Below are 16,707 nucleotides of genomic sequence, written 5' to 3' on the forward strand. Positions count from 1 at the left end.
GCCGCTGATACTGGCAGCGGCGGGCGACGGCTTGGCGTCGTCTGTGCCACTGTGACGATCTCAGTGCGCGTGCCCTGATGAGGGACTGATGAGCGCGTGTGGCGGGCGGGTGGCCAGTTGCCAGGAGCCGCCGAACTTCTGCCACGGTGAGGGGCGCGAGGCAGGAACCGTTTCTGCTGCCCCTTTTGCCGCGGCGTCGGCGGCCATGACCACCAGGAAGGCGTGGGCCAGCATGGCCAGGGTGACGTGCCGCATCCAGCCGGTGTAGCGGCGGACCTCGTACTGGTCGAGGCCGCACTCGTTCTTGGCAGCCTGGAAGGCTTCCTCGATGGCCCAACGTGTTCCGGCGACACGGACCAGGTACTCGACCGTGGTGCCGAGCGGTGCGTAGGCGAGGTAGTAGGCGATCTCCTGGGGCTTGATGACGCTGCGGCGCGCCAGTGCCCACCGCTGGTGGGTGGGCAGTTCGTCGTCGAAGTCCTCGATGGAGGTGATCTGCAGGGCGGCCCAGTGGTAGACGCGCGGGCCCTTGGCGCCGTCACCGCACGAACGTCTCTCCCACGCTTCGTCGGGAGCCTGGGAGAACGCAGGCCGCCACCGCCCGCTCCAGCATCGCCTTGGCCAGGGCGGCTTGGTGGCGAACGCGACGTTCTCGCCGATCCGCGCGTCCGCCCGGTGCTCGGCGTCTTCCGTCCAGGACATGCTTCCAGGCCGCCAAGAACGAGGCCGGCCTGGATCATTATCAGGTCCGCCACTACCGGGCCTGGTACCGACACATCACCCTGGCCATGGCAGCCGCCGCCCGCCTGACCGCACTCCGCGTCACCACCGGTGAAAAGGGGGAGGCAACCGCGACCTGATACGACTGAGCGTGAAGGGAATCCGCCGCCTGCTCGCCATGGTCGTTCACACCGTCCGACAGGGAGCCGGACACATCCTGCACTGGTCCCGCTGGCGCCGCCGTCACCAGCACCGAGCCCGCGTCAGCCACTACCGCCGCCGCGGCCACCGGCCGCCATAGCCGCCGTGCCGTCTATGAGTACGCATCGCACAGAAAGGGGCAGTACCGACGTGCCCGATTCCCCCTCTGGTCGCTCATGACCCACGGCGAGCACGTGCTCGCTCCGACACCCATCTGCAACCAGCAAGTCCCACAAACACAGAGGAAATGGCGAACGAGCGTCGATGCAGTCTGGTCACGCATCCTCACCGCACTACAGAACCCACCGACGACCAGCTGACTTCCGCACTCAAGGAGTACGCCGCCTACCTCAACCCGATCATCGATCGCGGCGAAATGCCGCCCGCCGACGACAGCCCCTGGACCTAAAATAAGATCGAAGCGGTGCCGGTCTTGATCTGAGTAAGTGATTCCCGCGAACACGCTTGCCCATTAGCCTCTGATGCTATCTATTCAGCTTGATGCCCCACTCTATGGCTTCATTCTCTGTTTGAATGATCACCTGGGTTAGTTCCTCTTTGCGAGCCGCCTCGATGTTCGGGTTGGCCAGCGCGGCTTTGGCCACCTCTAGCCGCGCTCTTGCTCTCTTTCGCTTAGTCATGCGATCAAGGGTAATCAGCACCCACTCGAAGATCGCAGACAAGACAACGGCAAAAAGGGGGCACAGGTAGAGGAATGCTTTTCCTGCGAGCGTCTCGCCGTCGTTGGCGTCAATTAGGGCGGCCAAGCCGACTCCGGCTCCAGCACCCGCCAGTGATGCCTTCAGAGAGTCGGAATTGAATGCCGAAGGAGCGGAGGAGGGGAAGACACCGCTTGATCTCTGCGGCGGAATCGTCACGGTCTCAGGACTCCCCGCGCTTCTTGGGGTCATCCAGTAGACTCAAGACCCGGTCGATGTCCTTCTCGTTCGCAGGATCCAGCAAGATGGGCTCCTCCCGGCGCTTAACTGCGCTATCGCCAGTGAACACCGCACCAATCTGACCGCCTGCCGCAATGGATGTCCGTCCATCGGCATGGCGAACAGTCACACTATCGGCCTGTTTTCCTGCACGTAACTTGCGGATCATTTCCAATCCGATAGGAATGAATCCCGCCACTGCACCAGCCGCCCCTAAGATCGTAAAGAGGGCTTCCGTCTCCACTTTGTCCCCTTCCCCACATGTCAAGGGTTCCTCACTCAGATACTAGCGGTCACGGTGGGTGTGGGGGCAGTGGCTGTAAGTTGTCGACTAGATCCTGCTTCGCGCGAGGGGCGGGCCTCAAGGCGGGCCCGCTCTCGATCTAGCCTCTGAGCTGTGACGGGCGTGGGATAGTGCCAACTTCCGCTGACCAGTGCCATGTCAGCAACACCGAACGCGCCGAAGTCCTCGGACCGTTCCTCCACGCCTACACCTACCATCGCTGCCACACCGCACTCGAAGGCCAACCGCCCATCAGCCGCGTCAACAACGCTGCGAGGCAATCACCTAGCGATGATCAACGGGATGCTGTGTGAGTTGCCGACGGGTTCCTCGGGACGGGGTCGGCCGGAGCGTTATGGGCCGGCGAGAGGTTCGCCCGCTGGGAAGCGGACGGCACGCTACCCGCCTGCTTCAGGAACTCCAGGTCAGGGACGACTCGGTCGGGTCGGTGGAGTGGGTGATGTCGGTCGCCTCCACCGAACCGACCGGGCCCCTCACGCTGACGCTCATGGAAGCGGGTGGCGGCGGAGACGGACTGGAGATGCGCCATGCTCGGCGGTCGGCCGGTTCCGCAGGGGGAAGTGGCCGCGCTACGCGGAGAGGTTGGAGAAGGCCTCACTGGCCAAAGTCATAGATCAGTAGATTCAGGTAGTTCATGCGATTAGGTGGTTTAAGTCGGGACTGTGCGCACACTGCGACAGGCTTCTGTTTCCTGGTGGCGAGACGCGGGGTGGTCACAACGGGAACGGATACTGCGACGTCCTGCTGCCGCATGTCGGCTGTCCTCCGCTCGTTGAACACCGACCAGTGTCAGGAGCACAGAATGCCACCCTCTGGGATTGACCGGGCCGTTTTTCCGTGTCTGGAGGCGGACTTGAACAGGGTCCGTGACGCTCTGGGACCGGTGCGTATCCAGGGCCGGCCCGAACTCGACGCGCTCACTCAGGAAGGGCCCGGTACGTCCCGTGGCCTGGTCCGTCCCGCCCTTGCTCTGCTCTCGTACTACGTTCTTGCGGATCCATCGGTGCCGGCCGATGACCAAGCCGTGCGTGCCGCCGCAGCCGTCGAACTGCTGCACCTGGGCGCGCTCTACCACGATGACGTCGTGGACCATGCTCACGAGCGCCGGGGCCGCCCCAGCGCCAACGCGCTGTGGGGTGAGCACCTCGCAATCCTCGCCGGGGACTGCGTGATGCTCACCGGCCTCAACATGCTGGCGCAGCTCGGTCAGCGTGAAGTCATCGCCGGGACGATGGCGAACGAGCGGATGTGCGCCGGCATGGTGATGGAGGCGGCCGACCTGCATTCGGCCTCGCGCAGCGAGCAGGCATACTTCGACGCGATCGACGGCAAGACGGCACAACTGTTCGCCCTGGCCTGCCGGATGGGCGCAATGCAGGCGAACAGGGAGAGCGGCCGACAGGACAGCCGGCAGGAGGACCGGGAGGAGGCTCTGGCCGGTTTCGGCTGGCAGTTCGGGCGCGCCTATCAGCTGCGCGATGACATCCTCGATCTGACGTCCACGGCCGAGGAGCTAGGCAAGCCCGTCAACACGGATCTGTCCGAGGGCGTCTACACCCTGCCGGTGATCCGCGCGGCTTCCCGCGACCGCGACCTCGGCCGCCTTCTGGGCAAGGAGCTGACACAGAAGGAGGCCGCACGGGCCCGGGACCTCGTTCTCGCCTCAGGGGCTGTGCAGGAGGCACAGGAGGTGGCCGAGGCGCACATGGCCAGGGCCATTCATGAGCTCTCCCGCCTTGCCGATCGCGCCCATGCACTTGATGGGCTGACGGCCTACGCGCAGGCCGTACTCGACCGGCCGGCTGCTTCCCGCCCCATGACCGTTCCCCGCCAGGTCCGGCAGGCACCCCAGCCGCAGGACAGCACGCAGGCTCGGCAGGTCACGCAGTGGATGAAGGACTGGCTCGTGGACACCGGCATCGCCGCCACCCCGGCCGAGGCCGATCACCACCGGCTGACGGGCTCTCTGTCGATGATCGAGCGGGTCCTTCCCCGGGTGGCGGAGGGAGCCACCAACGCCGATGGCAGCGACGATGGCCTCCTCGAGAGGAAGCGGACCAGCGCAGCCTTGGGCACGGTGTTCGCTGTGTGGGACGACCTGTTCGAGGATCCGCAGCTGACGGACCCGCAAGACGTCACCGCACTGAGGGAAGGACTGGTGGCGACACTGCGCCAGGACCCGGGCAAACCCTGGACACCTGGCGCGATCCCGACGTCTTGGGCTCAGTTGTGGCCACGCCTGTGCAAAGGCAGGACGGTGCGATGGCAGGAGGAGTTGCTCGACAATGTCGAGGAATGGCTCCACGCCTGCGAGCGTGAGACGCACCACCGCATCAGCGGTTACATCCCCTCACCGGCGGACTGGCTGTCGTTGCGGAGGTCGACCGGTGGATTCGAGGTCGGCATGGCGTGCTCGGAGATCGTGCAGAACCGGGAGATGCCGTCGGCGGTGCGCAGCCACCGCATGGTTCGACGCCTTGAGGACCTCGGCTTCTTCGTCATCTTCGCTGAGAACGACATGGCGGGAGTGGACCAGGACGAGGCAGACCAGGTCCCCTACAACCTCGTCCGGGCGATCCGTCACGAGTTGGGGTGCAGCCGCGCGGAAGCCATCGGGCGTGTGGAGCGCCAGGTGGCGGAGAAACGTGCCCAGTTCAACGCGGTCTTCACGTACGTGCCCGTCCTCTTCCGCACGTTGCCCGGCCTCTCCGGTCAGGGCAACCGGTATGCGTCGATCTACGACATGCTGAAACTGTTCCTCGATATGCGGCAGGACGAGTCTGAGAGGTACCAGCCGCAGACCACGGCCGCGGGACCGGACTTGAAGCGTCTGCGTCGTGAGATCAGCCGGTACGCCGTCCCGGCCTCGTCCACGCGTTAAACGCCGGGGGAGAGACACTCGGCGTCCCTGCGCGGGTTGCTTGCGCGGGGACGCCGCCCTTATCGATTTGCCGACTTCTTCAACGGAACCAGGTCGGTATCGGCCTGCCGGCCGATCTGCACGGTGGCTGTAAGAGCTGACCTCGTGCGCCGGTGGAAGGCCAGCAGCCCGAGGAGGCCGACGGCGGTGAACCAGGCCAGCTGAACGGTGAAGTCCACTGCGGACACGGTGGAGGAAAAACCCGCGGCTGTCGCGGCCTGCATGGCACCGTAGGAGGGCAGCCAGCGCACCATGTCGCTGTTCGCTCCGCCGCTGGCGAGGGGATTTTGCAAGCCCAGGTCCACAACACTGATCATCACAATGGCGAACATGCCCTCCACCTCCCGGCGCAGGAGCGTGCCGAGGGCGACGCCCAGCGCGCCGTAGGTCATCGCCGTGCAAAACAGCGCCGCGCCGAGCAGCACGGGTTGCCTGGGCGACCAGAAGCAGCAGATGACCGCGGTGGCGTAGGAACAGACCACCACTGACGCGATGACCAGGCAGGCGACCTTCGCTAGCCCCAGGGGAACCCGGTGGAACCCGGCCATGGACAGACGCCGGTCGAAGGCCCCACTGCTGAAGGTCGCCGCGAACATCATGAACCCGGTGATCAGCGTGACCCCGTTCAGCGCCCCGGTGATCTGGGTGATCTTGTCACCCCCGGCGGTCAGCACGTGACCGGTGCCGTACAGCCGGAACTGCACCGCCTCCTTGGCGATGGCCCAGCCCGTCATCATGACCCACACCGGCAAAAACACCGCCACGAGCAGCATGGCGAACCGGTTCCTGGCGTGCTCCACCAGGCCATATCGCATGGCGATCTTGAACAGCCGCATCCCGCGCCTCACCGCACGTCCTCCTGCCGTCCGTGCAGCACACCGTCCCGCAACCGCCACACCTGATCGAGCCGATCGGTGTCGTAGGCCAGATGCGAGACGACGAGGACCGATCGGCCTGCCACACGCAGGTCTCCGACCAGATCCCAAAAACGCAGGTACGTCTCCCAGTCGAAGCCCTGGTACGGCTCGTCCAGCAGCAGCACCTGCGGGTCGTGCATCACCGCGAGCGTCAGGTTCAGCTTCTGCCGCGTGCCGCCACTGAGCGTCCCCACCAGGACGCCGGCGTACTGGTCGAAACCCAGGATCTCCATGACCTCCTCGGCCCGCCGCAGATCCGTAACGTCATAGGCCGCAGCGAAGAAGTCCAGGTGCTGGCGCACCGTGAACGCGTCGTTGAGCACCACCTGCTGAGGGCAGTACCCGAACCGCCCACCGTGCCGGACCACGCCCCGGTCCGGTCGCAGCTCCCCCGAAAGGATCTGCAACAGCGTCGACTTGCCCGCCCCGTTCTCGCCGACGATACCCACCACCGACCCCGCGGGCAGCGCCACGTCGATACCGCGCAGTACCCTCCGAACGCCGTAGGAATGATGGACTCCCTCTGCCTCCATCAACGCCCCTCCCTCAGCCCCGCTGCAGGCCAGATAGATGTCCCACAACTGCCAACGAACCAACGGCCGCAAAGAAACGTGTCAAGGCGGGACCGGCTGTCACAGGAAGATGCTTGTGACGAGGGGATGGGCGGAGCGGAGCGCAGTACGCGCCGGAGACCGGGGAGCACTCACCGGCATTGCGCGCCAGGCGAAAATCATCACACGGATCACCAGCTCCCAGGGCGGCCCGCAGCAGATGATCACAACTGATCGCTCCGCAGAGTGACCACAGGGCAACATCGGCGGCATTTGCTGATAAGCATGCTGATTTGCTAACTGAAGAAGGTCGCCAGGCAGGGCGGGGAGGTAGTCCTGATCGACGGCACCCTCATCGCCACCCAGCGCCGCACCGGGAAGGCCGACCGGCGGAACTACTCCGGCAAGCACCACCATCACGGCCTGCATTTCCTCGCCCTGACCGACGAGCGGGGCCAGCTGATCTGGATATCCGCCGCCCGGCCCGGCCGCACCCACGACAACACCGCCGCCCGCCAGGACCACGTCCTGGCCCACCTGCGCGCCGCCAGCCTCGGAGCGTTGGCAGACCTCGGCTTCCGCGGCCTGGACAACGACGTACTCGATCCCGTGCTCGTCACCGGCTTCCACGCCAGCCGCACCCACAAGCTAACTTCCGGCCAGAAGACCGCCAACCGCGCCCGCGCCATCGGACACGCACCCGTCGAACACGGCTTCGCCCACCTCAAGAACTGGCGGATCCTCACCAAGCTCCGCACCAGTCCCGCTCGCACCACCGTCCTCCTGCGCGACCTGCTCGTTCTGACGAATCTCGAAGTCAACCGCTGGACGCACGATCTACTCCGCCGACAGCCGCCCACGACCAGCACGAGCACCCGTGAGCCGGTCACACCATCCCTTTGACCTGCGGCTTCAAGTTGGCGGAGGCTCAGTGCACGGCATCGTCGGCGGGCGCACGCAGCGGTGCCTCCGATGCACCGCACCGAGCGCACTGATACCGGGGTGTTCCGCACTCCCCCACCGGGTGGAGCGCACCGAGTGGACCGCCCGATCACCGCTATCCCGGGCGCACTCATGCTTGCTCTGCCGTCCTTCGTCGTACGAGGCGTGGTTGAACCGCGTGGAGTAATAGTCAAGAGTTGTGGATCAGCTAACCTGTTCAGCGGTTGCTCTGTGCTTTGAGGCTCGTCCTGGCGGTGTTGCGGATCCGTTTGGTACGACCGCTCTCGGCGAGGAGCCGTAGTGCTTCGATACTCGAGGTGGCAGTGATTTTGCGCTGGAGCCAGTCGGATGACTCCAGCAGGGCCGTCGGGTGCCAGGGCTGCCCGAGCCTGATGGCCCGGAAGAGGGCCCATTCCTGCAGGCGCCGAGCGAGTAGTGGGTGTCGCACGGTGGCTTGGGCTATCGCCTTGGCCCACGGTTCGAAGGCGGGGCCGCGGTGGAGCTCGGCGGCTCGACGGTCCAGGTGCCGCAGAATGGCGGACTGGGCCATCGTCTGGTCCGGATCGGTGAGGACCTTCGTGATCAGGGCGGTTTCCTCGGTATCGGTGACCTGCACGAGTTTGCTCAGGAAGGCCGCGAAGCGCAGGTGCTCGGCTGGTTCGTCCTGCGGAGTGTCGTAGGGGTTCATGCGGCCAGCTCCTGCCGTTCGACCAGGACGCCGTTTTCGAACCGGGCTCCGGCGCGGATCAGGGGCACGAGGTGGGCGCCGGTAATCGCCCTCCAGCGGGCTTGGGCAGACCCGACGAGCTTGAACACCATCGCGAGGGCCGCGACTGGGCTGCCGGCGCCGCGAGTGACCTTGGTCCGGAGCTTGACAGTGGAGAACGTGGACTCGATGGGGTTCGTGGTCCGCAGGTGGATCCAGTGCTCTGCCAAGAAGTCATAGAACGCCAGCAGTTCCTCGGCGTCGTCGGTAATCTTCGCGACGGCCTTGGGCCACTTGGCGCCGTAGGTCTTCGCGAACGCCTCGATCGCCCGCTCGGCGTGGGCGCGGTCCTCGGCGTTGTAGATCTCCTGCATGGCCTTCGTCGCGCCGGGTTGTGCGGACTTCGGCAGACAGCTCGAGACATTGCGGGCCTTGTGAACCCAGCACCGCTGGTGCCGGGCTGCGGGGAACACCCCGACCAGCGCGTTCCACAGGCCCATGGCGCCGTCGCCGACGACCAGCTCGGGGTCGCGGACGCCGCGTCGGCGGCAGTCCCGCAGCAGGTCGGCCCACGACTCGGTGGACTCCCGCAACCCCTCGGCCAGCGCGATCAGCTCTTTCGTGCCATCCAGGCGCACGCCGAGCAGGACCAGCACGCACGAGTGTGCCTGCCCGAGCCGGACCTTGGGGCGCACGCCGTCCGCCCACACGTAGACGAAGTCGCGGTCGGACAGGTCACGCTGCTGGAAGTCGGCGTGATCGTCGCTCCACTGCCTCGTCAGCCGGGTCACGGTCGCCGCCGACAGGCCGGCCGCACCACCGAGGAACTGCTCGAGCGCGGGCACGAAGTCGCCGGAGGACAGTCCATGCAGGTAGAGCAACGGCAGTACCTCGGAGATCTTCGGGGACTTGCGGCACCACGGCGGCAGGATCTTCGAGGAGAACCGCTTGCGCTCGCCGGTGGCCTCATCGACGCGGCGGTCGTTGACCCGCGGTGCCCTGACCTCGACCGGCCCGGCCGCGGTGACCACCGTCCGGGGCCGGTGGTGGCCGTTGCGGACCACCAGCCGCCGCCCGTGTTCGTCGGTCTCGGCCGCCAACTCGGCTATGTACTGGTTGACTTCCGCTTCCAGCGCGGCGGCGAGCATCCGGCGGGCGCCCTCGCGCACGATCTCATCGATCAAGGAGCCGGCCTGCGTGGAGCCGTCGTCAGTGACTACGCTGAGCACGGGCGTGCCTTCCCGACCCGCGCTGCGAACGCGGGCCTACTCGGTGACCATCAGGATCATTCGGGAAGGTACGCCCTTTGCGTCCCTCCCGGAACCGATCCACAAGTCCTGAGCATTGCTCAACCGCGTGTGCTGCCCGGACAGACGGACGAGACAGTGAAGAGGCCCGACGGCCAAGCTCCTGACTTGTTGAATCGACCCCAGACGCTCGGTCTGCAGCCGTAGCGTCCAGGGTGTCGGTCGGCACGGGCCCGCAGTGCTCCTTGCCGCCCTCGGGCTGGCTCACTGATAGCGTGCCGCCGCCGGCCGACACCCGCGGTGTGGCTCGACAGAGGCATGAAGGTGACACGGTGACTTCAAGTCAGGGTGCCCACCGCACTCCCCTTCCTGTCTCATCGAGTGCGAGGGCAGCAGCCTGTGATCCTGATCGGTGTCGATCCCCACAAGTCGTCCCACACCGCCGTCGCCGTCGACATTGCCGGCCATCAGGTGGCCCAGCGCCGGTTCGTCGTCAACGCCGGAACCTTCCGCCAGCTGATGCGCTGGTGCGAGCAGTGGCCCGACCGTCGTTTCGCGGTCGAGGGCGCCGGCGGCCTGGGCCGCTCCCTCGCCCAGCAGCTGGCCGCCGCGGGCGGGAACGTGGTCGACGTGCCCTCCACCCTGTCGGCCCGGGCCCGACTGCTGGCCACCGGCGGAGACCGCAAGACCGACGCGAAGGACGCCCTCCACGTCGCCCAGGTCGCCCTCTTCCGCCACGACCTGCGACCCGTGGTCCCCGAAGACCAGACCACGATCCTGCGGCTGCTGACCGAGCGCCGGGACGACCTGGTCCACGAGCGCACCCGCGTCCTCAACCGGCTCCACGCCGTCCTGCGTGATCTTCTGCCCGGCGGAGCCCCCACCGGCCTGTCGGCCGACAAGGCCGCCGCCTTGATGAAGGGCGTCCGGCCGGTCACGGCCACCGACAACTGCCGCCGGGACATAGCCCGTGATCTGCTGGCCGACCTGCGCAGACTGGACCGGCAGGTCAAGGGCAATGAATCCGAGATGCGCGAGGCCGTCGCCGCGACCCGCACGACGCTGACCACCCTGCCGGGCCTGGGCACCGTGCTGGCCGCGAAGGTCCTCGGCCACATCGGGGACGTCGGCCGGTTCCCCACCGAGCACCACTTCGCCAGCTACACCGGCAGCGCGCCCCTGGACGCCTCCAGCGGCAACAACGTCCGACACCGGCTCAACACCGGCGGCAACCGCGCGCTGAACTCGGTGCTGCACACGATCGCCGTCTGCCAGATCCGCGACGGCGGGCGCGGGCAGGACTCCTCCGCAAGATCAGTGAGGGGAAGACCCCTTCGGAGGCCCGCCGGGCCCTCAAGCGACGCCTGTCCAACGTGGTCTACCGGATCATGAAACGAGATCAACGGAGCCACCTCGCTCAGGCCGCTTGACACACAGAGGCGCTATGAGGTCACGGACGCCCGCGAGTACACCCAGTGGCATCACCCGCGGGCCGACGATTCAACCCACAGACAGCCGAAGCGCCAGTCAGACCAAGAGTCAGACCCCCGAGCGATGCCGCTTACATCCTCACTGTCAGACCTATCCGACATGATGCTCTTTTCAGCTATGCGCCGAGAGGGCCACAACCGATGAGAAGTGATGAAGTCGCGGACCTGGCGAACTTCCTCCGGGCTCGTATTGACGAGGACGAAGCTGCGGCACAGTCCGTGAAGCGCGACACGGCCGAGGACACAACAGGATTGAAAGCTCAGGTTCTCGCCGACGTCACCGCCAAACGAGGCGTCCTACGCTTTGTGGAGCGTATGCAGCAGGACGCCGAACACGTCGATTTCCTTGTTCACGGTCCTGCCATGATCGTGCTCTCTGCGACTACCTTCCCACTCCGCCACCTTGCTGCGGCATACGCCGCCCACCCCGACTTCCGCCCCGAGTGGGAGCCGAACGAGGAGGAGGTCGAGCCGGACCTGCTATTCAGTCGTTCTGACTGGGCATAGACCGAACGGCAGGCCTCGCAGCATCCGGACAGCCGCTATCTGCCAGCGCAGAGGCAGCCGACTCATCGTTAGGGAGAGGGTGAGCGCGACGGCGGCCACCAGACGGTCGCGCCTCGGCGTAGTCATGGCTGCGGTGTTCGGGAACGCCGGGCATCATCGACGGAACCGGCTCCGGCTGAGGGCGGTCGAACGCTTGAATCTGCGACTTCTCGTCCACGCAAAGCCCAAGGGTCTTCTCCGGCGGGTCAAGGTAGAGGCCGACGATGTCGCGGACCTCGTCAACGAACAGCGGCTCGGTGGACAGCTTGAACGTCTGCGAGCAGTGCGGAGCCAGGCACCTTCTTACGGACCAGAGCACTGCTGCGAGCTGTGCTCTGATGGCTTCATGCGACCTGAGCATTGTCTGACCAGGAACCGCATAGAGGTGTGGCACGAGCCTGCGCTGCCGTCGGGGCCAGAGCGGGTCAGGTTCTGGTCGGTGCTGCGCGGTTCGATCCTGCCGATCCTCGTCTGGACTGGCGTCGCGTGCTTCGCGTACTTCGTCTACAACCCGCTTCCTGGGTGGGGCCTTCGCGCTGTTGTTCATCGCTGGGTTCGGGCTCCGCCGCAGGGCAAGGCACTCGGTTCGCTGCAGCGCCTACGGTGCATTGGGCGGAGTACTTGACAAATCCATGGCCGGGTTCTGAGCGTTGCAGCGGAGAGGGCCCGTCGTCATGTTGAGCGTGCTGACCGATGCCCCGTGCCAGGATCGAGCCCCTGTTGCCTGACCGGACTCCTCGCAGAGGAGAAAGGTGGCGTGATCACCGGCAGGTGATCGATGCAATCGCCTGGTAGTGGCTTCGTTCACTTCAAGCGGTTCTGGCTCGCTTTCCGTGGTGCGCGCACGCTGAGTCACGGCTGGTGCTCCGATCAGGCTTCGGGAGGTTGCTTGAAAATGATCAGGGCCGATCTTGGTGTGGTCGACAGTGCGGCGTCGTGGAAGAGATGTCGCCCCGCCTGGAGGGCCTGCTGTTACCGTCCATCGCGGACGTGTCGGTGCTGTCGCTGGACGTGAGTCACGAGGCGGTACGCATCGACCTCTGCAGTACGGCGGCCGGGGCGGCATGCCCGGACTGCGGGAGCGAGTCGACCCGGGTGCACAGCTCTTACCTGCGATTTCCTGCGGACGTACCGAGTGGCGGACGGCGGGTGCTCCTCCGACTGCGAGTCCGGCGGTTCTTCTGTCCGGAGTCGTCCTGTGCTCGGCGGACGTTCGCTGAGCAACTGCCGGGACTGACCCGGCGGCACAGCCGGTGGACGGAGCGGCTGCGGTCGATTCTCGCCGCGGTGGGTCTCGCCCTCGCCGGCCGGGCCGGCGCCCGGATGGCACGGGCCTTCGGAGTGCCCATCAGCCGCAGCGCGGTGTTGCGGCTGCTGGAAGCTTTGCCCGAACCGGATGTCCCGGCCCCGCGGGTGGTTGGTGTCGATGAGTACGCCACACGCAAAGGACGGGTCTACGGCACGGTGCTCGTTGACGTCGAGTCCCGCCGGCCGGTGGATCTGCTGCCTGACCGGAAGGCGTCCAGCCTGGCCGCATGGCTCGCGAAGCGACCCGGCATCGAGATCGTCTGCCGGGACCGCGCACCGTTCTTCGCGGAAGGTGCCACAACCGGGGCACCACAGGCGACGCAGGTCGCCGACCGCTGGCATTTGTGGCACAACCTCGGGGAGGCCGCTGAGCGGGCTGTCACCCGACACCGCCAGTGTCTTCGCGTCCTGCTCCCCGATCCTGAGGGGAAGGCGGACGAACCCGCGCCGCCCGAGGAGAAGGCAGTCGATCCGACGCGGCTGCCCCATCGTCTGCACCTGAGGCGCGCCTTCGGTCCCACTGGCCTCTACGAAGATCACTCACCGTGCACGCGTCACGGAAAGCGAGCCAGAACCTTCCAGCGGTTCTGGCTCGCCATCTGTGACACGTGCACGGTGGGTGACCTCCGCCGGGAGACCAGGGCAACCGAATGGGTTTCAGGTGCGGTCGTTGGTCATCACGTCGGCCGCTCTGCGCCGTAACGGGACATGAACTGCGACTGAACGGTCGGCCAGGAGGTGGGCCATGCGTGGGGCGTCGTATCCGGCATCGAAGACGATGAGGATGTCGCGGTCGCCGAGGTGCCAGCGGCCCATGTCGATGAGGTCTTCGACCACGCGGCGGACCTGGGCGGCGGTGACCTCGGCGACGTCGCCCTCGGGCCCGAGCCGGAGGGCGTCCAGGAGCTGACACCAGGAGGTCCGGCCCGTCTCCAAGGAGGCGACGAAGGAGTACGGCCAGCCGGGGATGAACTGCTCGGAGGACCGGCCGTTGCGTCCGTAGACGTGGCAGAACAGGCGGTCGGCGCTGGTCGGTGCGTCCGGACGGAGCCAGTGGCTGAGGTCGACCGCGAAGACCAGGCGCCCGTCGGCGGCCTGCGGCATGGGCAGACCGGCCAGCACCTGACGAAGGCGGGGCACGTCGACGTTCCCGCGGTTCAACGCCTCCTATATTGCGTCGTGGTCGCGCCGGTGCTCGGCCACCAGCGTGAGGTCCACCAGCGAGGTCACCGGACCGTCCGCACACAGCAACGCGTCCACGAGCTCGAACAGTTCGTCCCCGCGCGCGGTCAGGCAGTCGAATAAGTCGTCCCGGAAGCGTGACGCTTGCGCGAACGCTTCCCCGGGACCGGTGTCAGGCAACAGGCTCACCTTCACGGCCTTCGTCTTGATCGGTGCACCTTGGTCGGAGCACATGATCAGGGTCGAAGGCCGCCCCAGCGTCCGGCGAACGCCCAGGTGAGCAGGCAAGTTCGAGGCCCATTTCGACCTCAGGCCATGAAAGACAAGCTGAGGGCGGAGTTCATGGATGCGCAGGTCCGGCGCAAGAGTGCGGGCAGTTCGCCCGGTGTGCAGTCGGGCAGCCATTCGTCCAGAGCGCAGCGCCAAGCGGCCACGAAGAACTCGATGAGGAGCCGCAGCTCGAGACGACTGTGTCCGTCGAGACGGCGCGCGATCTCGGCCTGAGTTTCGGCGCAGTGCCGCAGCGTGTACCCGTCGAGTGCGGGCGAGTCGGCGATCAACCTGAGCGTGAGCGGGAAGCGCCGGTACCAGTCCTCATCCATGCGCTCCAGAGTGGTCAGCATGGCGTCGAGGAACACGTCGGCCAGCGGCCCGGACTTCTTGATGCCGTCCAAGACTTCCAGGTAAACGTCCCAGAGCTGCGTGACGGCGGTGAGTGCCACGTCCTCCTTGGAGCGGAAGTTGCGGAAGAAGGTCCGCCGGGACACCTCCACCTGATCCAGCAGCGCGTCCAGCGGAGTGCTGTCGAATCCGCGTTCGCCGAAGAGCGTGACGGCGGTGTCGACCAATGCCTGGCGAGTACGGAGCTTCTTACGTTCGCGCAGAGTGGCGGGCTGTTCGGAGGTGGTCACCATGAGTACTCTACCAAGCACGCCGAGATCGCGCATATGCTCTACTGGAGCAAACGCCACACTGTGGCATTTAGTGAAAGGGATCTTCCCGTGCGCGCACTCGTCGTCGACCACACCTGCCCCGGGCACCTGTCACTGACGGATATCCCCGCCCCGCGGCCCGCCGGCCACGAGGCGCTCGTGCGGGTCGAGTCGGTATCGCTGAACTTCGGTGAGGTCCATGAGGCGACCCGTCCACGGATGCCGGGCGGCACCGTGCTCGGCTGGGACGCAGCCGGCGTGGTCGTCCAGGCGGCCGCCGACGGCTCCGGCCCGGCCGAGGGCGAGAGGGTCGTCACCCTCGGCGAGGCCGGCTGGGCCGAGCAGCGAGCCGTACCCGCTGCCCGGCTCGGCACCGCACCGCAGGACGCCGACCCCGGCGCATTGAGTACCGTCCCCGTCGCCGGACTGAGCGCCCTGCACGTGCTGCGCCGGATGGGATCGCTGCTCGGTCGCCGCGTGATGGTCACCGGTGCTTCCGGCGGCGTCGGCCGCTACGCCGTCCAGCTGGCCGCCCGCGCGGGCGCGCACGTCGTCGCCATCAGCCGGAACCCGGCCCAGGCGGACGGACTGCGAGCCCTGGGCGCCCACGAGGTCCACCCCGAGCCGGCCGCCGCGCGGCAGCCCGTGTCTGCCGTTCTCGACAACGTCGGCGGACAGTACCTCGTCGACGCCTTCGCCACCCTGTCGGCCGGTGGCATCCTCTACAGCGTGGGCCGCTCCTCCGAGGCCGACGTGGTGCTGTCACCTGATGCCCTGCTGGGCGACGGAGGACGGCACGACCGAGCGATCCGCACCTTCTTCCTCCTCGGCGACCCCACCACCGACTTCTCCGCCGATCTGACCTGGCTGGCCGGAGAGATCGCCGCAGGCCACCTCGATCCGGGCATCAGCTGGCGCGGCCCCTGGACTCGCCACTCCGAGGCAGTACAGGCTCTACTCGGTCGGCGCCTCCACGGCAAAGCCGTCCTCGATCTCGAGTAACCGGGACGAAAGTAGATCTTGGACTGTGAGTGGTCACGGTTCATGGTGAAGACCGCTCGTGGGCCGCGGTCCTGTCGACCGGCGAGTACCGCAGCGGCCTCATAGACGGCTGCCTCGCCGAGACCGGCCTTACCATCAGACCCGCCTGAGCAACGAAGCGACATCACGAGTTCAACCTCAGTAGTAGCTGGCAACTCGTGAAGTACGCCGGCCACGCCAACAAGCACGGCCTGCAGCACCTGCTCTCCCACAGCCGCTGGGACGCCGCCGGCTCCCGCAAACGGTGCCTCGGACAACGACTCGACCGGAGTCCTCCGCTTCACAGGTGGCTGCGGGATGGACGGGGTGGGGACAGCGGGCGTCTCATTCCTTGGAGGAGTAATCAAGGTCGGCCTGGAAGCCAGCGATCAGGGTGTCGAAAACTTCGCGGGACGTCGCGCGGTATCCCGGAGCCGTCGGCGCCCTCAGGGGTGACGAATCCGTGTAGTGCTGATCGCAGCGCCCGCGCGGCGTCGACCACGCGCGCGTCGGGCAGGCCGAAACCGGCGAGAACATCGAGCAGAACCTCCAACGCTTCTTCACTCACACCGCGGTCCTCCTCGTCGTCGGCTACCGGAGCAGGGACAGCGGCGGCGTTGCGGCCGGGATGTTCCAGGGCCCAGCGACGGTAGCCGCCGGAAAACGCCCAAACCGCGTCCGGGCCGGAACGGCCCACGGAATCCCGGGCCAGCTGATGGGCGAACTCGCGCTTGGCCCGGACGGAGATGCCGTGCCGCAGTTCCTGCAGCGATCCGACATGCT

The 16,707-nt window shown here is 66.8% G+C and carries 16 protein-coding genes and 4 pseudogenes; 9 read left to right on the forward strand and 11 right to left on the reverse strand.

Annotated elements, in window-relative coordinates; translation table 11 throughout:
- Nucleotides 1-60 precede the first annotated feature (60 nt).
- A complete protein-coding gene (locus HTV45_RS03630) occupies nucleotides 61-702 on the reverse strand; it encodes a hypothetical protein (RefSeq protein ID WP_215204125.1) in 642 nt (213 codons plus the stop codon).
- Here HTV45_RS03630 and HTV45_RS03635 point away from each other — a divergent pair.
- Together HTV45_RS03635 and HTV45_RS03640 are read left to right on the forward strand one after the other, a co-directional pair.
- Nucleotides 702-860 (forward strand): annotated as a pseudogene (locus HTV45_RS03635) (IS701 family transposase); the annotation flags it as partial. The gene HTV45_RS03630 and the pseudogene HTV45_RS03635 sit on opposite strands and share 1 nt — an antisense overlap.
- A gap of 308 nt (nucleotides 861-1,168) precedes the next feature.
- Nucleotides 1,169-1,330: a hypothetical protein gene (locus HTV45_RS03640; RefSeq protein ID WP_215204126.1), complete on the forward strand. Its 162-nt coding sequence runs from the start codon at nucleotides 1,169-1,171 to the stop codon at nucleotides 1,328-1,330.
- Nucleotides 1,331-1,406: 76 nt separating this feature from the next.
- On the opposite strand, the gene HTV45_RS03645 is transcribed toward HTV45_RS03640, so the two are convergent.
- Both HTV45_RS03645 and HTV45_RS03650 read right to left on the reverse strand, forming a co-directional pair.
- Nucleotides 1,407-1,799 carry a hypothetical protein gene (locus HTV45_RS03645; protein WP_215204127.1) on the reverse strand — a complete coding sequence of 131 codons (393 nt, stop codon included), beginning with the start codon at nucleotides 1,797-1,799 and terminating at the stop codon, nucleotides 1,407-1,409.
- Nucleotides 1,800-1,803: 4 nt separating this feature from the next.
- Nucleotides 1,804-2,103 carry a hypothetical protein gene (locus HTV45_RS03650; RefSeq protein WP_215204128.1) on the reverse strand — a complete coding sequence of 100 codons (300 nt, stop codon included), beginning with the start codon at nucleotides 2,101-2,103 and terminating at the stop codon, nucleotides 1,804-1,806.
- Between the two features lie 318 nt (nucleotides 2,104-2,421).
- On the opposite strand from HTV45_RS03650, the pseudogene HTV45_RS33905 reads away from it, so the two are divergent.
- Nucleotides 2,422-2,620: pseudogene (locus HTV45_RS33905) on the forward strand (IS5/IS1182 family transposase); the annotation flags it as partial.
- A gap of 426 nt (nucleotides 2,621-3,046) precedes the next feature.
- On the forward strand, nucleotides 3,047-5,044 hold the full coding sequence (locus tag HTV45_RS03655; RefSeq protein WP_308309099.1) for a polyprenyl synthetase family protein: 1,998 nt from the start codon (nucleotides 3,047-3,049) through the stop codon (nucleotides 5,042-5,044).
- 59 nt (nucleotides 5,045-5,103) lie between these two features.
- Here HTV45_RS03655 and HTV45_RS03660 read toward each other — a convergent pair whose 3' ends face one another.
- Both HTV45_RS03660 and HTV45_RS03665 read right to left on the reverse strand, forming a co-directional pair.
- Nucleotides 5,104-5,919, reverse strand: coding sequence for an ABC transporter permease (locus HTV45_RS03660; RefSeq protein WP_215204129.1), 816 nt, complete (start codon nucleotides 5,917-5,919; stop codon nucleotides 5,104-5,106).
- 8 nt (nucleotides 5,920-5,927) lie between these two features.
- Nucleotides 5,928-6,533: an ABC transporter ATP-binding protein gene (locus HTV45_RS03665; protein WP_215204130.1), complete on the reverse strand. Its 606-nt coding sequence runs from the start codon at nucleotides 6,531-6,533 to the stop codon at nucleotides 5,928-5,930.
- A gap of 372 nt (nucleotides 6,534-6,905) precedes the next feature.
- Here HTV45_RS03665 and HTV45_RS03670 point away from each other — a divergent pair, with 372 nt between their 5' ends.
- Complete coding sequence (locus tag HTV45_RS03670; RefSeq protein ID WP_308309169.1) at nucleotides 6,906-7,454, forward strand: transposase family protein; 549 nt, start codon at nucleotides 6,906-6,908, stop codon at nucleotides 7,452-7,454.
- A 256-nt stretch (nucleotides 7,455-7,710) separates the two neighbouring features.
- Here HTV45_RS03670 and HTV45_RS03675 read toward each other — a convergent pair whose 3' ends face one another.
- Both HTV45_RS03675 and HTV45_RS03680 read right to left on the reverse strand, forming a co-directional pair.
- Nucleotides 7,711-8,181 (reverse strand): hypothetical protein, encoded by a 471-nt coding sequence (locus tag HTV45_RS03675; protein WP_215204131.1) that lies wholly within the window; start codon nucleotides 8,179-8,181, stop codon nucleotides 7,711-7,713.
- The gene (locus HTV45_RS03680; protein WP_215204132.1) at nucleotides 8,178-9,428 is read right to left on the reverse strand and encodes an IS256 family transposase; all 1,251 of its coding nucleotides are present in this window, start codon (nucleotides 9,426-9,428) and stop codon (nucleotides 8,178-8,180) included. The genes HTV45_RS03675 and HTV45_RS03680 overlap by 4 nt, the downstream gene beginning before the upstream one ends.
- A gap of 417 nt (nucleotides 9,429-9,845) precedes the next feature.
- Between HTV45_RS03680 and HTV45_RS03685 the strand changes: the two genes are divergently transcribed.
- Entirely contained in the window at nucleotides 9,846-10,838 is a 993-nt protein-coding gene (locus HTV45_RS03685; RefSeq protein ID WP_215204133.1) for an IS110 family transposase, read from the forward strand.
- Nucleotides 10,839-11,077: 239 nt separating this feature from the next.
- Nucleotides 11,078-11,443, forward strand: coding sequence for a DUF6221 family protein (locus HTV45_RS03690; protein ID WP_215204134.1), 366 nt, complete (start codon nucleotides 11,078-11,080; stop codon nucleotides 11,441-11,443).
- A gap of 118 nt (nucleotides 11,444-11,561) precedes the next feature.
- Here HTV45_RS03690 and HTV45_RS03695 read toward each other — a convergent pair.
- Nucleotides 11,562-11,777 (reverse strand): annotated as a pseudogene (locus HTV45_RS03695) (IS630 family transposase); the annotation flags it as partial.
- A gap of 650 nt (nucleotides 11,778-12,427) precedes the next feature.
- Here HTV45_RS03695 and HTV45_RS03700 point away from each other — a divergent pair.
- Nucleotides 12,428-13,492 carry an ISL3 family transposase gene (locus HTV45_RS03700; RefSeq protein ID WP_251691270.1) on the forward strand — a complete coding sequence of 355 codons (1,065 nt, stop codon included), beginning with the start codon at nucleotides 12,428-12,430 and terminating at the stop codon, nucleotides 13,490-13,492.
- Between the two features lie 30 nt (nucleotides 13,493-13,522).
- On the opposite strand, the pseudogene HTV45_RS03705 reads toward HTV45_RS03700, so the two are convergent.
- Together HTV45_RS03705 and HTV45_RS03710 are read right to left on the reverse strand one after the other, a co-directional pair.
- Nucleotides 13,523-14,161: pseudogene (locus HTV45_RS03705) on the reverse strand (transposase); the annotation flags it as partial.
- A 119-nt stretch (nucleotides 14,162-14,280) separates the two neighbouring features.
- Nucleotides 14,281-14,886, reverse strand: a complete 606-nt coding sequence (locus HTV45_RS03710) for a TetR/AcrR family transcriptional regulator (protein WP_251691218.1) — start codon at nucleotides 14,884-14,886, stop codon at nucleotides 14,281-14,283.
- 87 nt (nucleotides 14,887-14,973) lie between these two features.
- Here HTV45_RS03710 and HTV45_RS03715 point away from each other — a divergent pair, with 87 nt between their 5' ends.
- Nucleotides 14,974-15,906: a zinc-binding dehydrogenase gene (locus tag HTV45_RS03715; protein WP_215204136.1), complete on the forward strand. Its 933-nt coding sequence runs from the start codon at nucleotides 14,974-14,976 to the stop codon at nucleotides 15,904-15,906.
- Between the two features lie 382 nt (nucleotides 15,907-16,288).
- On the opposite strand, the gene HTV45_RS35165 is transcribed toward HTV45_RS03715, so the two are convergent.
- On the reverse strand, nucleotides 16,289-16,621 hold the full coding sequence (locus tag HTV45_RS35165) for a TetR-like C-terminal domain-containing protein (RefSeq protein ID WP_215204137.1): 333 nt from the start codon (nucleotides 16,619-16,621) through the stop codon (nucleotides 16,289-16,291).
- Between the last annotated feature and the right edge of the window lie 86 nt (nucleotides 16,622-16,707).

This window comes from Streptomyces sp. CHD11 (assembly GCF_018638295.1).
Lineage (GTDB): Bacteria > Actinomycetota > Actinomycetes > Streptomycetales > Streptomycetaceae > Streptomyces.